This is a genomic window from Mesorhizobium sp. WSM4810 (genome assembly GCF_055811235.1).
This window is the reverse complement of record NZ_JBVVQV010000001.1, coordinates 24306-36812: the sequence shown is the minus strand read 5'-3', so window position 1 is coordinate 36812 and position 12507 is coordinate 24306. Positions and strand designations below refer to the sequence as shown.

Annotated in this window: 16 protein-coding genes and 2 pseudogenes; 10 read left to right on the top strand and 8 right to left on the bottom strand. The window is 63.4% G+C overall.

The window, feature by feature from the left end:
• Positions 1–7: 7 nt before the first annotated feature.
• A complete protein-coding gene (locus tag AC0L3O_RS00210; protein WP_128170290.1) occupies positions 8–880 on the bottom strand; it encodes a S1C family serine protease in 873 nt (290 codons plus the stop codon).
• 272 nt (positions 881–1152) lie between these two features.
• Here AC0L3O_RS00210 and AC0L3O_RS00205 point away from each other — a divergent pair, with 272 nt between their 5' ends.
• Positions 1153–2100, top strand: coding sequence for a S1C family serine protease (locus AC0L3O_RS00205; protein ID WP_473614416.1), 948 nt, complete (start codon positions 1153–1155; stop codon positions 2098–2100).
• A 3-nt stretch (positions 2101–2103) separates the two neighbouring features.
• On the opposite strand, the pseudogene AC0L3O_RS00200 reads toward AC0L3O_RS00205, so the two are convergent.
• Positions 2104–3015: pseudogene (locus AC0L3O_RS00200) on the bottom strand (arginase family protein).
• A 111-nt stretch (positions 3016–3126) separates the two neighbouring features.
• Positions 3127–3549, bottom strand: a complete 423-nt coding sequence (locus tag AC0L3O_RS00195) for a VOC family protein (RefSeq protein WP_023799742.1) — start codon at positions 3547–3549, stop codon at positions 3127–3129.
• 67 nt (positions 3550–3616) lie between these two features.
• On the opposite strand from AC0L3O_RS00195, the gene AC0L3O_RS00190 reads away from it, so the two are divergent.
• Positions 3617–4234, top strand: coding sequence for a TetR/AcrR family transcriptional regulator (locus tag AC0L3O_RS00190; RefSeq protein WP_128173820.1), 618 nt, complete (start codon positions 3617–3619; stop codon positions 4232–4234).
• Here the strand turns inward: AC0L3O_RS00190 and AC0L3O_RS00185 are convergent.
• Positions 4176–5123 carry a LysR family transcriptional regulator gene (locus AC0L3O_RS00185; RefSeq protein ID WP_128170293.1) on the bottom strand — a complete coding sequence of 316 codons (948 nt, stop codon included), beginning with the start codon at positions 5121–5123 and terminating at the stop codon, positions 4176–4178. The genes AC0L3O_RS00190 and AC0L3O_RS00185 overlap by 59 nt on opposite strands.
• Before the next feature lie 108 nt (positions 5124–5231).
• Between AC0L3O_RS00185 and AC0L3O_RS00180 the strand changes: the two genes are divergently transcribed.
• Positions 5232–5870, top strand: coding sequence for an FMN-dependent NADH-azoreductase (locus AC0L3O_RS00180; protein WP_023799745.1), 639 nt, complete (start codon positions 5232–5234; stop codon positions 5868–5870).
• 93 nt (positions 5871–5963) lie between these two features.
• Here AC0L3O_RS00180 and AC0L3O_RS00175 read toward each other — a convergent pair whose 3' ends face one another.
• From AC0L3O_RS00175 to AC0L3O_RS00160, 4 genes and pseudogenes are all read right to left on the bottom strand, one after another.
• The gene (locus AC0L3O_RS00175; RefSeq protein ID WP_473614414.1) at positions 5964–6254 is read right to left on the bottom strand and encodes an HlyU family transcriptional regulator; all 291 of its coding nucleotides are present in this window, start codon (positions 6252–6254) and stop codon (positions 5964–5966) included.
• Between the two features lie 106 nt (positions 6255–6360).
• On the bottom strand, positions 6361–7032 hold the full coding sequence (locus AC0L3O_RS00170; RefSeq protein ID WP_473614413.1) for a PadR family transcriptional regulator: 672 nt from the start codon (positions 7030–7032) through the stop codon (positions 6361–6363).
• Between the two features lie 135 nt (positions 7033–7167).
• A pseudogene (locus tag AC0L3O_RS00165) lies at positions 7168–7549 on the bottom strand (thiol-disulfide oxidoreductase DCC family protein).
• A gap of 210 nt (positions 7550–7759) precedes the next feature.
• Complete coding sequence (locus AC0L3O_RS00160) at positions 7760–8053, bottom strand: GYD domain-containing protein (RefSeq protein ID WP_287067695.1); 294 nt, start codon at positions 8051–8053, stop codon at positions 7760–7762.
• A gap of 613 nt (positions 8054–8666) precedes the next feature.
• Here AC0L3O_RS00160 and AC0L3O_RS00155 point away from each other — a divergent pair.
• The 7 genes from AC0L3O_RS00155 to AC0L3O_RS00125 all read left to right on the top strand — a co-directional run bounded on the left by AC0L3O_RS00155 (position 8667) and on the right by AC0L3O_RS00125 (position 12488).
• The gene (locus AC0L3O_RS00155) at positions 8667–9266 is read left to right on the top strand and encodes a DUF4336 domain-containing protein (protein WP_473614412.1); all 600 of its coding nucleotides are present in this window, start codon (positions 8667–8669) and stop codon (positions 9264–9266) included.
• 131 nt (positions 9267–9397) lie between these two features.
• Positions 9398–9736 (top strand): hypothetical protein, encoded by a 339-nt coding sequence (locus AC0L3O_RS00150; RefSeq protein WP_236375350.1) that lies wholly within the window; start codon positions 9398–9400, stop codon positions 9734–9736.
• A gap of 138 nt (positions 9737–9874) precedes the next feature.
• The gene (locus AC0L3O_RS00145) at positions 9875–10348 is read left to right on the top strand and encodes a multicopper oxidase domain-containing protein (protein WP_473614410.1); all 474 of its coding nucleotides are present in this window, start codon (positions 9875–9877) and stop codon (positions 10346–10348) included.
• The gene (locus AC0L3O_RS00140; protein WP_473614719.1) at positions 10231–11373 is read left to right on the top strand and encodes a multicopper oxidase family protein; all 1143 of its coding nucleotides are present in this window, start codon (positions 10231–10233) and stop codon (positions 11371–11373) included. The genes AC0L3O_RS00145 and AC0L3O_RS00140 overlap by 118 nt, the downstream gene beginning before the upstream one ends.
• Before the next feature lie 30 nt (positions 11374–11403).
• Positions 11404–11844 carry a DUF411 domain-containing protein gene (locus AC0L3O_RS00135; RefSeq protein ID WP_027151166.1) on the top strand — a complete coding sequence of 147 codons (441 nt, stop codon included), beginning with the start codon at positions 11404–11406 and terminating at the stop codon, positions 11842–11844.
• A 9-nt stretch (positions 11845–11853) separates the two neighbouring features.
• Positions 11854–11979, top strand: coding sequence for a hypothetical protein (locus tag AC0L3O_RS00130; RefSeq protein ID WP_268929523.1), 126 nt, complete (start codon positions 11854–11856; stop codon positions 11977–11979).
• On the top strand, positions 11976–12488 hold the full coding sequence (locus AC0L3O_RS00125; protein WP_473614409.1) for a c-type cytochrome: 513 nt from the start codon (positions 11976–11978) through the stop codon (positions 12486–12488). Before AC0L3O_RS00130 ends, AC0L3O_RS00125 begins: the two co-directional genes overlap by 4 nt.
• The last annotated feature ends 19 nt before the right edge of the window (positions 12489–12507 follow it).

The window sequence follows — 12507 nt, the reverse complement described above, 5'->3', positions numbered from 1 at the left end:
GATCTTCTCAGTTTAGCGGCTTTTCGCCGATGGTCAGCACGACGTCGCGCCGTTCGCCGCCGCGCACCACGCCGAGCGTCACCGACGCGCCGGCGCTGTCCGGCCCGAGCCTGCGGATCAGCTCGCGCGGGCCGTGCACGGCCTCGCCGTTCCACGACGCGATGATGTCGCCAAGATGCAGGCCGGCCGCCTTCGCCGGGCCGTTGTCGTCGAGGCTCATCACCATCGCGCCATGCGTGTCGCCGTTGCGGATCGGGTGCAGGCCGGCGCCGAGATAGCCGCGCGCGACATGGCCCTTCTCGCGCAGCGTCGCCACCGCCCGTTCGATCGTCTCGTAAGGCATAACCAGCGCCCGCCGGCGCGGCCCGAACAGCAGCATGCCGATCAGTGCGCCCTTGGCGTCGAGCACCGGGCCGCCCTCGAAACGGCCACCGGCATTGACGGCCAGATTGATGCGCCGGTCGATCGTGCCGCCGCGCATAGAGCGCCAGGCCGGACCGACCTCACCAACCGTTCCGAATGCAGCGAGCGACGCACCGTCGCTATTGCCGACGGCAATGGCCAGATGGCCCGGCCGCGCCGTGCCTGCCTCGGCCAGCGGCGGCACGTCCGGTGCGCCGGTCGGCTTCAGAAGGGCGGTCCCGGTGGATGGATCGCGGCCGACCAGCTCAGCCTTCACCTTGTCGCCCGAAGAAAGCGTCAGCTCGATCTCCTCGCCGGCCTCAACCGCCTCCTCGGCAGCGACAAAATAGCCGTCGCGCCAATGGAAGGCGGTCGCGGTGCGATGCTGATGCGTGGCGAAACTCGCCGTCGCCGGCGCCGCTGCGGCGGCGATATCGGCTATGGCGTCGGAAAATGCGCTCAGATTGAAGTCGCTCATGTCGGTCTCCTGGGTCTTTTTCGCATCGGCCCGAAAATCGGCATCGATTTGTCGGAAAGCACGATGCGAGAACTCAAAGTCTTAGAGCGCACTTTGAGCGTCCAATGGACGCTCATCGCTCTACCCCAGATATCGCTCGGCAGCGCGTTGGCGGGTACTCGCCTGACGGCTAGTTGGGCGTTGGACTGGCCATCTGGTCAGGTCGCGGCCGATCCGGCCGTTCCGCACATATAGGCATCCTTCATCTTGCTCTAAAGACACGGAGCCCTGCCATGTCCCTCCCCGCCCAGCAATTGCAGTTCGACGATGCGCTGCTCGACGATTATTCGGCAACGGTCGCCGATGCCGTGGACCGCATCGGTCCCGCCGTCTGCCGCATCGAGCGCATCGGTGGCGCCGGCGGCCGAGGCTCCGGCTTCGTCATCACGCCGGATGGGCTGGTCGTCACCAATTTCCACGTCGTCGGCGATGCCCGCAGCGTCCGCGTCACCATGCCGGACGGCGTGTCCAGAGAAGGCCGCGTTCTCGGCCGCGACCCCGACACCGACATCGCGCTGGTGCGTGCCGACGGCAGCTTTGGCGATATCGCGCCACTCGGCGATTCCAAGCGCCTGCGGCGCGGCCAGATCGCCATTGCCATCGGCAACCCGCTCGGCTTCGAATGGACCGTCACATCAGGTGTCGTCTCGGCGCTCGGCCGCTCGATGCGTGCTTCCACCGGCCGGCTGATCGACGATGTCATCCAGACCGACGCAGCGCTCAACCCCGGCAATTCCGGCGGACCGCTGGTGTCGTCGGCGGGCGAGGTTATCGGCGTCAACACAGCCATGATCCATGGCGCGCAAGGCATTGCCTTCGCGGTTGCCTCCAACACCGCCAATTTCGTCATTTCGGAGATCATCCGCTTCGGCCGCGTCCGCCGCGCCTTCATCGGTGTCTCGGCCGACACGACAACCCTGCCGCGTCGCGCCGCCCTTTTGTCGCAAGTGTCGAGCAGCACGGCGGTGCGCCTGCACAGTGTCGAGGCGAACAGCCCGGCCGCCAGAGCCGGCCTGAAAGAGGGCGACATCATCGCCGCCATCGACGGCCGCCCGGTCACCGGCGTCGACGATCTGGTGCGCATGCTCGACGCCGAGCGCATCGGCCGCGAAACGCTGTGCACAGTGGTGCGCCGCTCCGGCATTTCTCAGGTCACGCTGATGCCGGTGGCGCGGACGTAATAACTATCGCGGCGCAAACAGTTGGCCAAGCAGCGAAACCAACAGCACTGCCAACTCGCCGGTCGGATCGAGGTCCGGATCGAAAATGGTCATGTCCATTCCGGTACAGCGCGGATCCGCCACCAGCGCCGCGAGGACGGCGATGAGATCGTCGGGATCGATACCGGGGCTGCCTGGTGAATCCACCGCAGGCATCACCGTCTGATCGAGCGCATCGACATCGAAATGCACCCAATAGGGCCAGCCGGTTCGCGCCAGCGTGGTCAAGGTCTTTTCCAGGACCTCTGCCGCGCCGAGCTCCCGCGCGGCAAAGACATCGATCAGCGTCATCGCGGTCGAAGTGATGTCGGGCCAGGCGAAGTCGGGGTTGCGGTTCTCGCGTTCGCCGATCTAAACCACCTGTTCGTCCGCAACAAGTGGGCTCGCGATCACAGGCCAGTCGGTCAGCAACGGCTCACCACGTCCGGTGGCGAGCGCAAGGTCCATGCCGGCGGCCGAGCCGAGCGAAGCATCGACGTCGTAGTTGCCCGGATGGCGGAAATCGCTATGGCCATCGACATGGACCAGTGCCAGCGGACCGGATCGCCGTGCACCAGCCAGCGCGCCAAGCAGGACCGCGCAGTCGCCGCCGACGACCAGCGGGAACTCGCCTCGTCTCAGCGCGCCGGCAACCACTTCGGCGAGTCCGAGATTGAAGCTGCGTATCGCATTGCCGTTGCGCAGCCGGGTGCCCGGCTGCGGCTCCGTGTTATAGGCGGGCCGATCAAGATCAACCACTTTGAGGGGCGAAAGCGTCTCGATCAGGCCGGCTTCGGTCAACGCCTGCGGCGCACGCCACGTGCCCGGAATATGACCTGGCCTCAGCGGACGCAGGCCAAGGTTGGAGGGTGCGCGGACAAGGCAGATTTCACGCATGGAATGGGCCCAGGCTGATGAGCTCAGCATAGACCGCAAAGACATGACCGGCCACGCGGCTGAAGGCTTCAGCTGATATCTACAGACAATTCCTGCCAGCCCCTGTCTCGCTCAGCCCGCCGCGCCTTCGACAAACTGCTCCAGAAACTCGGCGCTCGGCGGGATCGGCTTGATCACGTCGATCAGCACGCCATTGGGGTCTTTGGTGATGAAATGACGCTGGCCGAAGGCTTCGTCGCGGAGCGTTCGCAGGATCGGCAGGCCGGCGGCGATGACCCGCTCATAGATAGCATCCGGGTTCTTGACCTCGAAATTGATCAGCAGGCCGGAGGTCCGGCCGCGCCCTTCCTCAGGAATGGTTTCATGATCGCCCTGGACGATGCCGAGATTGACGCGGCGATCCTCGGTTGATTGCAGATGCACGTACCAGTCGCTCTCGAACAGCGGCTTGAAGCCGAAGTGCGCGACATAGAAGGCCTTCGTGCCGGCAACGTCGCCGGTCATCAGCACCGGGTAATAGCTTGTCGTCTTCATCTTTCCTTCTCCCGTCAAATAACATACAGTCTGCATGCGAATACGCATTAACATACAGGCTGAATGTATGCAACGAAAAAGCGCGCGCCGCTCCAACCGCGATCGCACCGAAGCGACGCGCGCCGACCTGATCGCCGCGGCGCGAAAACTGTTCACCGAGAAATCCTATGCGGAGACCGGCACGCCCGAGATCGTGGCTGCGGCCGGCGTCACGCGCGGCGCGCTCTATCACCACTTTGCCGACAAGCAGGCGCTGTTCGCCGCAGTGGTCGAGCAGGAGGCGGCGGCTGTGGCGGAAGAGATCGAGCGCGCCTCGCCGCCCTCGCTGTTTGCCCGCGACGCACTGATCGCCGGCTCGGATGCCTATCTTGCCGCCATGCGCGCACCCGGCCGCACCCGGCTGCTGCTGCTCGACGGGCCGGCCGTGCTCGGCCGCGCCGCCATGGACGAGATCGACAACCGCCACGGCAACCGCTCGTTGCGCGAAGGCCTGGTTGCCGCGATGCGCTCGCAGTCCATGATGAGATTGCCGGTGGAAGCGCTGACCGCGCTGCTTGCCGCCGCCTTCGACCGCGCGGCGCTCGCCATCGAAGCAGGCGCTTCGACCGAGGACTACCGTGCCGTTCTCATGGCGCTGATTGATGGTCTGTCGCCCCAGGCCCCTGGTTCGGCTCGAACTCGTTGAAACAGCCAAGCTGGCGCTTGAACTGGTCGATCAGCCAGGCCGCAGCCGGCTTCGGGCTGCGGTCGGCGCGGTGCATGGCATAAAGCGGCGCGCGGACTTCGCGATACGGCTCCAGATCGAGTTCCACCAGCCGGCCGTTGGCCACATCGTCAGCAATCAACCATCGCGGCAGTCCGCCCCAGCCCAACCCTTCGCGCATCAGCGCATGCTTGGTTCGCATATCCGTAAGTCGCCAGGTGCGGTAGGCATAGACGCCGTAGTCGCGCCCTTTGGTGCGCTCGGACTGGTCGCTGACGACAAGTTGGATGTGTTCGCGCACCTCCTCCAGCGGCACCGGCTTGGGAAGCAGCGCCAGCGGATGGCTTGGCGCGGCCGCCGGCACCATCGACATGAAGCCAATGCGCACAAGATGCGCGTCGACCTCGCCCAGCAGGCCGCCAATACCGAGATCGGCATGTCCATTGACGACATGATCGGGGATCAGCCCGAGCGTGCCGATATGCAGGCGCAGCATCACGGTTGGAAATTGCGCCTCGAACGCCTTCAACACGCGCACCAGCACGGTGGAAGGCAGCGTCGCATCGACCGACAGCGCGACTTCAGCCTCCAGGCCCTGCTTGTGGCTGTCGACGCGAGAGCGGATGCGCTGCAATACGCCGACCATGCGCCGCGCATCTTCCAGCGTCGCCCGGCCGACATCGGTCAGATGCGGCTCGCGCGTGCCCTCGCGCTCGAACAGTTTCAGCCCAAGCTGCGCCTCGAGATTGGCGATGGCGTAGCTGATGACCGACTGCGCTCGGTTGAGCTTGCGGCCGGCGGCGGAGAAGCTGCCGGTGTCGGCGACGGTGACAAGGATCTGAAGCTGATCGAGCGTCGGGTTTGGCTGCATCGTTCTATCCACTATTTGGATGGAACATACATAAAATATACCGGTTTTTCAAATGGGTCAGCTCGCCCATATAGGTCGGGACAGTTCAGCCAACCCTGGAGACCCGCCATGTCCATCCTTCTCGTCACATCCAGTCCGCGCGGCAATGCCTCGCATTCGACCCGCATCGCCACTGAACTTGCGGAAAAGCTGCTCGCCGCCGATCCTTCGGCCAAGCTGGTCGCACGCGATCTCGTGGCAAACCCGCTGCCGCACATCGATCCGGACTATTCGACCGGCATCTATACGCCCGCCGAGGCCCGCACCCAGCGCCAGGCCGAGGTCGTCGGCGTTTCCGACGGCGTGCTCGATGAACTGTTTGCGGCCGACACCATCATCCTCGCCACCGGATTCATCAATTTCGGCATCTCGTCGACGCTGAAATCCTGGGTCGACCACGTCTCCCGCACCGGCAAGACTTTCTCTTATGGCGAGAATGGCCCGAAGGGCCTCGTCACCGGCAAGAAGGTCTACATCGTCCTCGCCTCGGGCGGCATCTATTCGGAAGGCGCTGCCGTGCAGATGGACCACGCCATCCCTTACCTGCGCAGCGTGCTTGGCTTCATCGGCATGACCGACGTCGAAGTCATCCGCATCGAAGGCGTCGGCATGGGGCCGGATGCGGTCACTGCCGCTCTGGCCAAGGCATCAGCCAAGGTGGATGCCTTGGTGACATCGACCGTAAGCAAACAGGCTGCGGCGGCGTAGGCCGCCAGCCGTCGGCAACTTGAAATCAAAGGCAGGCGCCTGACAGGGCGCTTGCCTTGTTCGTTTCAAGATGCGCCGGAGACCGATCGGGTCTCACCCGAACATCTTCTCGCCCTGTTCGTCGACCAGCTGAATGCCCTTTTTGATCGAGATGTCGACAGCGTCGTCGAGCCCGGCAAAACGATCGGCGCGGATGAATTTGTGCTCCTTCATCACGCCGTCGATCTCCTTGGAAACCACGCCGCAGGTCTGGTATTGGCCTTCCGCCTTGTACGGCGTGGCGCTGATCAAAAATCCCTTGTGCTCGATCTGCTTTGCCGGTGCAGCACTCTTTGGCTCGCCCGCGCCGCCGCCGCCGCCGAAAAGACGTTTCAGAAAAGACATGAGCGCGCCCTCCAACGGCAATCATCCTGTATCACATAGCGTGGTGCAGGATGATTTCACTAGCGGTCCTTAGGCAAACGGGCAAGGCCCGCATCCGGCCTGGAAGTCAGTCGCGCGACAGCGCTTCGAGGGCTTCGGCCGCCCCTTTCAATATCGCGATCGCCTCGGCCTGTTTTTCAGCGGGCGCGTCGACAATGTCGCCGAGGGCTGCGCGTAGCCGGTGGCGCACGGCGCGGAATTCGTCGCGCTTTTCCGAACCGCCGCGGCCGCGACGCCCGCTATCCTCGCCATCGTCGTTCCAGCCGAACCAGTCACGCGCCTTTGCCATCTTGCGGCCGAAACGCTCGAGATGATCGAGCACATGGTCGATCATCTCGCGATTGTCATTGAGATGCGCCTGCCCTGCCTCGGTAATCGAAAACACCTTCTTGTTGCCTTCCGCCGACGAGACGGCATAGCCGGCCTCTTCGAGGAAGGTCAGCGTCGGATAGACCACGCCGGGGCTCGGGCTGTAGACGCCGCTGGTGCGTTCCTCCAGCGCCTTGATGATGTCATAGCCATGGCGCGGCGCCTCGGCCAGCAGCGACAGCGTGATCAGCTTGAGATCGCCGTCGGCCAGCATACGCCCGGCGCGGAACATGTCGCCCGGCCCGCCGCGCCCGCCGCCCCTCATGCCGTGGCCGAATGGGCCGAAGCCGCCGCCACGACCGCCGAACTTGCCGGCCATATGCACGAAAACGCGCTCGGCATGCTCGCCGAAATGAGGATGTCCGTGCATCGTCTGCTCCTTGAGTTATGTCTTACGATATATCTCAATTATGCGAATGAGGCCGTTGAGTCAAGATATATCTTACGATGTATCTGAGAACGGTGCCACCAGATTGAGTTCGTCACCGAGCTTGGCTAATATCGGTTACCAGCGGCCTTTGCGCCGGTTCCAGGCATAGAAAAGATCGGCGAAGCGATCATAGGCATAGCGCGTCAGCGGCAGCACGGCGCGATTGCCGAACAGCGCTGCCAGCCAGCCCTCGCCCGGCGTTCTCAGCCAGACGGCAATTGCGACGTCGGCGCCGACCAGCAGCCTGCCGTCCGCATCGGTTGCGTGCAGCCGGCGGCGGATGTCCTCCAGCGACACGCCGTATCCGGCCAGCGCCGCCGGTTCGGCATTGATGTCGCGAAACGCGATCCGCCCGGCCTTGATCGCCTCGACCAGCCGCCCGCTTCTGCCTGACGATGCCGGCATCGCAAACCGGACAACGGGTATTGTACCAGACGGTCAGCAGAGGCTTGGGCATGTGTCTCGATACGCGCGTTGAAGTGCTGCGCTGACTATCCGGGAAACACCTTCGCCCCGCAACATTTCGGGCCAGCCACTTTCGGGCCAGACACTTTCGGGCCAGACACTTTCGCGCCAGCCACCTTCGGGCCGGATTGGCCGGGCGCCGTCGAGCGGCGCCTGACCGTCCGATGTCCGGCAGCTGCGCGGGTCTATAGCCGCGCACGCCTCAGCCGAGCGAGGCGATGATTTCGCGATAGGCCAATTCCGGGAAAGCCTTGAGCGTCCGCGTCCTCACGTTACCGCCTGACGCCAGCATCAGCGAGAAACGCGCGAGCACCGCATCGTCGGGCGCTTCGACGACCGCCACCATATCGCATTCGCCCATGGTGAGATAAAAAGCCTTGAACGAGCCGCCCATGTCCCCCAGCAGCTTCTTGGCGGCATCGAGCCGCTTCGGCGACTCGCGCACATTTTTGGCGCCCTGCTCAGTCCAGTTGATCAGCACGATATAGGTTGTCATGCACACCTCCCTCCGGGCCTCGGAGCGCGGCGTCACCGCCGGGGCGGGCATCCGGGTTTGTCGCCCAGAAAATGCATCCGACACGCGATTATCCTCCCACAGCCGGTATGCTGCAACAACAACCGCACCGTCTGGCGAGACAATCCCAGTGCGACGAACGAAAAAGGGCTCCGCACAGGCTGTGTTAAAATGATGAGGGCCTGCAAAAGCGCTGGGCCTTCGCTCGATTCTTGACGTCGTGAACAAGCGAAATGTCTGAATCGGTGGAATGTCGCCCTTCTTGTCGCCGAACGGAAGGACCAGGGAGCACCGTTTTTTTCACACGTTTCTGGCGCTTCTCCGAAACGGACCTTCCCGTTTCGGCCGTGGTCGGACCGGGAGCGGACATAATGCGATCGGGCCTAGCTTTGCGCGATAGCGTCATCTTAGACTGTCGCTTGGATCAATCTTCGGCGATCGCCTATGGGCGCCTCTCTCTACGAGCCGATCAACGTATACAAACCCGTCGCGACGAACATCGGTGTCGTCGACGGGCCGTTCGAGTATCTGACCGTGGCTGGCGTAAGATTGCCGCTCCCGTTCACGACGCGAATGACGGTCGTGCGTTTTTCGAATGGATCTGTTTCTCCACTCGCCAATCAAGTTCGACAAGAGGCTGGCGAACGAACTACAGGCGCTAGGGACGCCCCGTCACCTCGTGTCGCCCAATCAATTTCACTACGCTCATATCGGAGAGTGGGCGAAGACCTTTCCAGAAGCGATCACCTGGGCCTCGCCGCGCGTCCGCCAAAGAGCCCGCGCCCGCCGTACAGCAATCGAGTTTGCCAGAGACCTCGGCCCTACTCCGCCTGAAGAGTGGGGTCGGGAAATCGACCAGACGCTTTTCCCTGGTGGGTACTTCAAGGAGTACATTTTCTTCCACAGGGACTCGAAGGCGCTGATCCTCACCGACACGATCATTAACCTCGAGTTGGACAAGATTGCCGAGCCTTGGCGAACGGCCACAAAACTGACCGGTATGTATCATCCTCACGGTCAGATCTTCTTCGGTATGCGCCTGCCGCTCCTTCTTCAGCGGCGGAAGGCGAAGGCAGCGCTGCGAAAAATCCACTCATGGCAGCCAGACCGTATTTTGCTCAGCCATGGCCGATGTTTCGACACCCGCGCCGACGAAGTCATCAGGAGGATTTTTGGAGAGCCCCATAGCTGGTAGCTCGCTCCCAAGCGATGATTTACCACGCCAGGCTGGGAAGGTCTGTTCCCAGACTCGGGACAATTCACGACGTCGAGGCTGCGACAGCCTGTAACTGGACATGACGCAGAAACAGGCTAGCATGCAGCGTCATGCGCAGACTTGCCCACATCTTCGCAATTGTACTGCTCGTAGTGTTCGCAGCAGGCACGGTTGCGCATGCAACTAACGCGACGAGCATGGCATTGGCGATGTCTTCCGCTGCGATGGCTGACGGAGACATGGGCGATTGTAATGCCTGCCCTCCCAACGACAGCGGCAAGCCTCAGCTATGCGGTGCGGCCTGCCTTGTGCCATTCGCAGCAATTCCTGCGCGGATCAGTCTCGTGCTTTCCTTTGTGGCAGCCGAAATTGCGACTTCACCGCTGGTGGAATTGGTCGGCCACACCGGCCCACCCGATCCCTCTCCTCCCCGAACCATCATCCTGTAGCTGACGCCGGCAGGGCTTCCCCGGTTGCCGGTGTAACGACCATGGGCGCGTCGTACCGGCCGTGATCGCAGTTTCGCGTGAGGTGTCTTTCCGCGCCGCCATGTGCGCGATCGACCGACTTTTCAGGATGATTGAACCATGTCCAGATTTCCCATGCCGGCGCTGACGCGTCGAGCCTTTCTTGCATCGGCGGCCGCGAGTACCGCGGATGCGATGCTTCCCGTGTTGTGGCGGTCGCCCGTCCATGCCGCGGCTCCGCAAGAGGTGCAATTGCGGGCGGCGCCGGATCGTACGCGGCTTATGCCCGGACCATCCGGCGAGATTGCCGCCTGGTGCTACGGCGGGACTGTTCCCGGTCCCGAGATACGGGTCCGGCAGGGCGAGCGGCTGCGGGTCGTGGTCGAGAACGGCCTCGCCGAGGAAACGACAGTGCACTGGCACGGCGTGCGCGTGCCGCACGCCATGGACGGCGCCCGCACCTTACCTAGAAGCCGATCAGAGCGGGAGAGCGCTTCGTCTATGAATTCGATGCGGTCGACGCCGGCACCTTCTGGTATCACCCGCACCAACGGAGCTTCGAGCAGGTCGAGCGCGGGCTTTACGGACCGCTGATTATCGAGGAACGCGAACCGGCGCGCGTCGACCGCGACGTGACCTGGGTGCTCGACGACTGGCGGCTGACCAAATCGGGCGCAATCAGCGAGGATTTCGGCAACCGGCACGACATCCACCACAACGGCCGCGTCGGCAACACGGTTACTATCAACGGTCGCGTGCCGACTACCTTCGCCGTCAGGGCGGGTGAGCGCATCCGCCTGCGGCTGATCAACGCCGCCAATGCGCGCATCTTCAGCCCCGACTTCACAGGTCTTCAGCCCATCGTCATCGCGCTCGACGGCCGGCCGGTCGCGCCACACGCGCCGGATGGCGGGCTGGTGGTGCTTGGCCCGGCCACGCGCGCCGACCTGATCCTCGACATGACGGGCAAGCCCGGTAGACGGGTTTCGATCTTCGACCGGTTCTACGAAGGGCTGGAATACAAGCTCGTCGATATCGCTTATTCCGACACTCCGCTCCGCGAGCGCGCGCCCGACTGGCCGCTGGCCTTGCCGGCCAACCCGCTACCGGAGCCGGACCTCGAAACCGCATCCCGCAACGAGGTCGTTTTCACCGGCGGCATGCTGGGCCGGATGGTGGCCCAGGACATGGGTGAAAGCATCGGCCCGGGTGCGCCGGGCGGCACGACGCGCGACATGAATTCGATGATGGGCGGAGAGAGGATGACGCAGACCATGAACTCCAGCACCGCTTGGTTCATCAATGGCATCGCCGCCGACCAGGCTCGCCACGACATGAAACCGGCGCTGACGCTTGCGCGGAACAAGAACCATGTCATCGCAATGACCAATGCGACAGCCTGGCATCATCCGATCCATCTGCACGGCCATTCATTCCGGGTGATTTCCCGCAATGGCCAGCCCACCCGTCATCGCGAATGGCAGGACACGGTGCTGGTTTCGCCGCGCGAAAAGGTCGAGATCGCCTTCGTCGCCGACAACCCCGGTGACTGGATGTTCCACTGCCACATTCTTGAACACCAGGCCGGTGGCATGATGGCGGTCTTCCGCGTCGCCTAATCTTCCGAAAAACCCGAAAGGAGAAAAAACATGTCCAATATTCTGAAAGCTCTCGCCCTTGCGTCCTTGCTCTCCAGTGCCGCTCCGGCGCTTGCCGGCGAAAAGGACGTCACGCTTTACAAAAACCCGCAATGCGGCTGCTGCGAAGGCTATGCCGATTATCTCAGGGAGAACGGCTTCGCGGTCACCGTCAAGCCGACGCACGACCTTTCCGCCATGAGCCGGGAAGCGGGCATTCCGGCGGAAGCCGAGGGCTGCCATCTCTCCTTCATCGACGGCTATGTGGTGAGCGGCCATGTGCCGGTCGGCACGGTCAAAAAGCTCTTGACCGAGCGGCCCGATATCAAGGGCGTGACGCTGCCCGGCATGCCGATGGGTTCCCCCGGCATGACCGGCACGAAGGAGGGTCCGTTCGAGATTCTCGAAATCCAGAAGTCTGGTGGGACCGGCGGCGTCTACGCCAAGGAATAGGAGGCTGCGATGATGGAAGGCACGAGCGGAATGATGATGTGGGGCATGAGCTTCGCGTGGCTGCTCGCCGTGCTTGTGCTCGTCCTTGGGGCGGCCGCACTGGTCAAGTACCTGTTCTTCGGCGGCGGCAAATGAAAAGGACGTCGGTCCTCTTCTCGATGCTCGGCGTGGCTGCGGTAGTCCTTGGATTTTCCTGGCCCTGGCTCGCGAACCGGATGGCCGGCGGCGTCTCGGCTGCCACCGTCGCGCTCGGAAAGACGATCTATGCCGAGCGTTGCGCCACCTGCCATGGCGCCAACCTCGAAGGACAACGCGACTGGAAAAGCCCGCTGCTTTCGGGACGCATGCCGGCACCACCGCACGATGCCTCCGGTCACTCCTGGCATCATCCGGACGGCGTGCTCTTCCGTGTCACCAAGGAAGGACCGGCCGCGGTCGTCGGCGGCGGCTACGAGAGCGACATGCCGGCATTTGCGGGTGTGATGACCGACGAGGAAATCCGGGCCGTGCTCACCTTCATCAAGAGCACCTGGCCTGAACGGGAGCGACAATATCAGGCGGAGATGAGCCGCCGGGAGCAGGAGCAGGTGCGGTTGGACCGCGCCCCGCCAAATCCCTCCTCAACTGGAAAGCATGGGTTATGAAAGTAAGAATCCTGATCGC

Bases quoted from the DNA above. Each gene is read 5' to 3' on its own strand.
- AC0L3O_RS00160 (WP_287067695.1), bottom strand. From the start codon at position 8,053: ATGACAACCTATATCGTGCTGATCAACTGGACTGAGCAGGGCGCCAAA.
- AC0L3O_RS00205 (WP_473614416.1), top strand. From the start codon at position 1,153: ATGTCCCTCCCCGCCCAGCAATTGCAGTTCGACGATGCGCTGCTCGAC.
- AC0L3O_RS00210 (WP_128170290.1), bottom strand. From the start codon at position 880: ATGAGCGACTTCAATCTGAGCGCATTTTCCGACGCCATAGCCGATATC.
- AC0L3O_RS00190 (WP_128173820.1), top strand. From the start codon at position 3,617: ATGCAACGAAAAAGCGCGCGCCGCTCCAACCGCGATCGCACCGAAGCG.
- AC0L3O_RS00170 (WP_473614413.1), bottom strand. From the start codon at position 7,032: ATGCACGGACATCCTCATTTCGGCGAGCATGCCGAGCGCGTTTTCGTG.
- AC0L3O_RS00180 (WP_023799745.1), top strand. From the start codon at position 5,232: ATGTCCATCCTTCTCGTCACATCCAGTCCGCGCGGCAATGCCTCGCAT.
- AC0L3O_RS00135 (WP_027151166.1), top strand. From the start codon at position 11,404: ATGTCCAATATTCTGAAAGCTCTCGCCCTTGCGTCCTTGCTCTCCAGT.
- AC0L3O_RS00130 (WP_268929523.1), top strand. From the start codon at position 11,854: ATGATGGAAGGCACGAGCGGAATGATGATGTGGGGCATGAGCTTCGCG.
- AC0L3O_RS00155 (WP_473614412.1), top strand. From the start codon at position 8,667: ATGGATCTGTTTCTCCACTCGCCAATCAAGTTCGACAAGAGGCTGGCG.
- AC0L3O_RS00195 (WP_023799742.1), bottom strand. From the start codon at position 3,549: ATGAAGACGACAAGCTATTACCCGGTGCTGATGACCGGCGACGTTGCC.
- AC0L3O_RS00175 (WP_473614414.1), bottom strand. From the start codon at position 6,254: ATGTCTTTTCTGAAACGTCTTTTCGGCGGCGGCGGCGGCGCGGGCGAG.
- AC0L3O_RS00150 (WP_236375350.1), top strand. From the start codon at position 9,398: ATGCGCAGACTTGCCCACATCTTCGCAATTGTACTGCTCGTAGTGTTC.
- AC0L3O_RS00185 (WP_128170293.1), bottom strand. From the start codon at position 5,123: ATGCAGCCAAACCCGACGCTCGATCAGCTTCAGATCCTTGTCACCGTC.
- AC0L3O_RS00125 (WP_473614409.1), top strand. From the start codon at position 11,976: ATGAAAAGGACGTCGGTCCTCTTCTCGATGCTCGGCGTGGCTGCGGTA.
- AC0L3O_RS00145 (WP_473614410.1), top strand. From the start codon at position 9,875: ATGTCCAGATTTCCCATGCCGGCGCTGACGCGTCGAGCCTTTCTTGCA.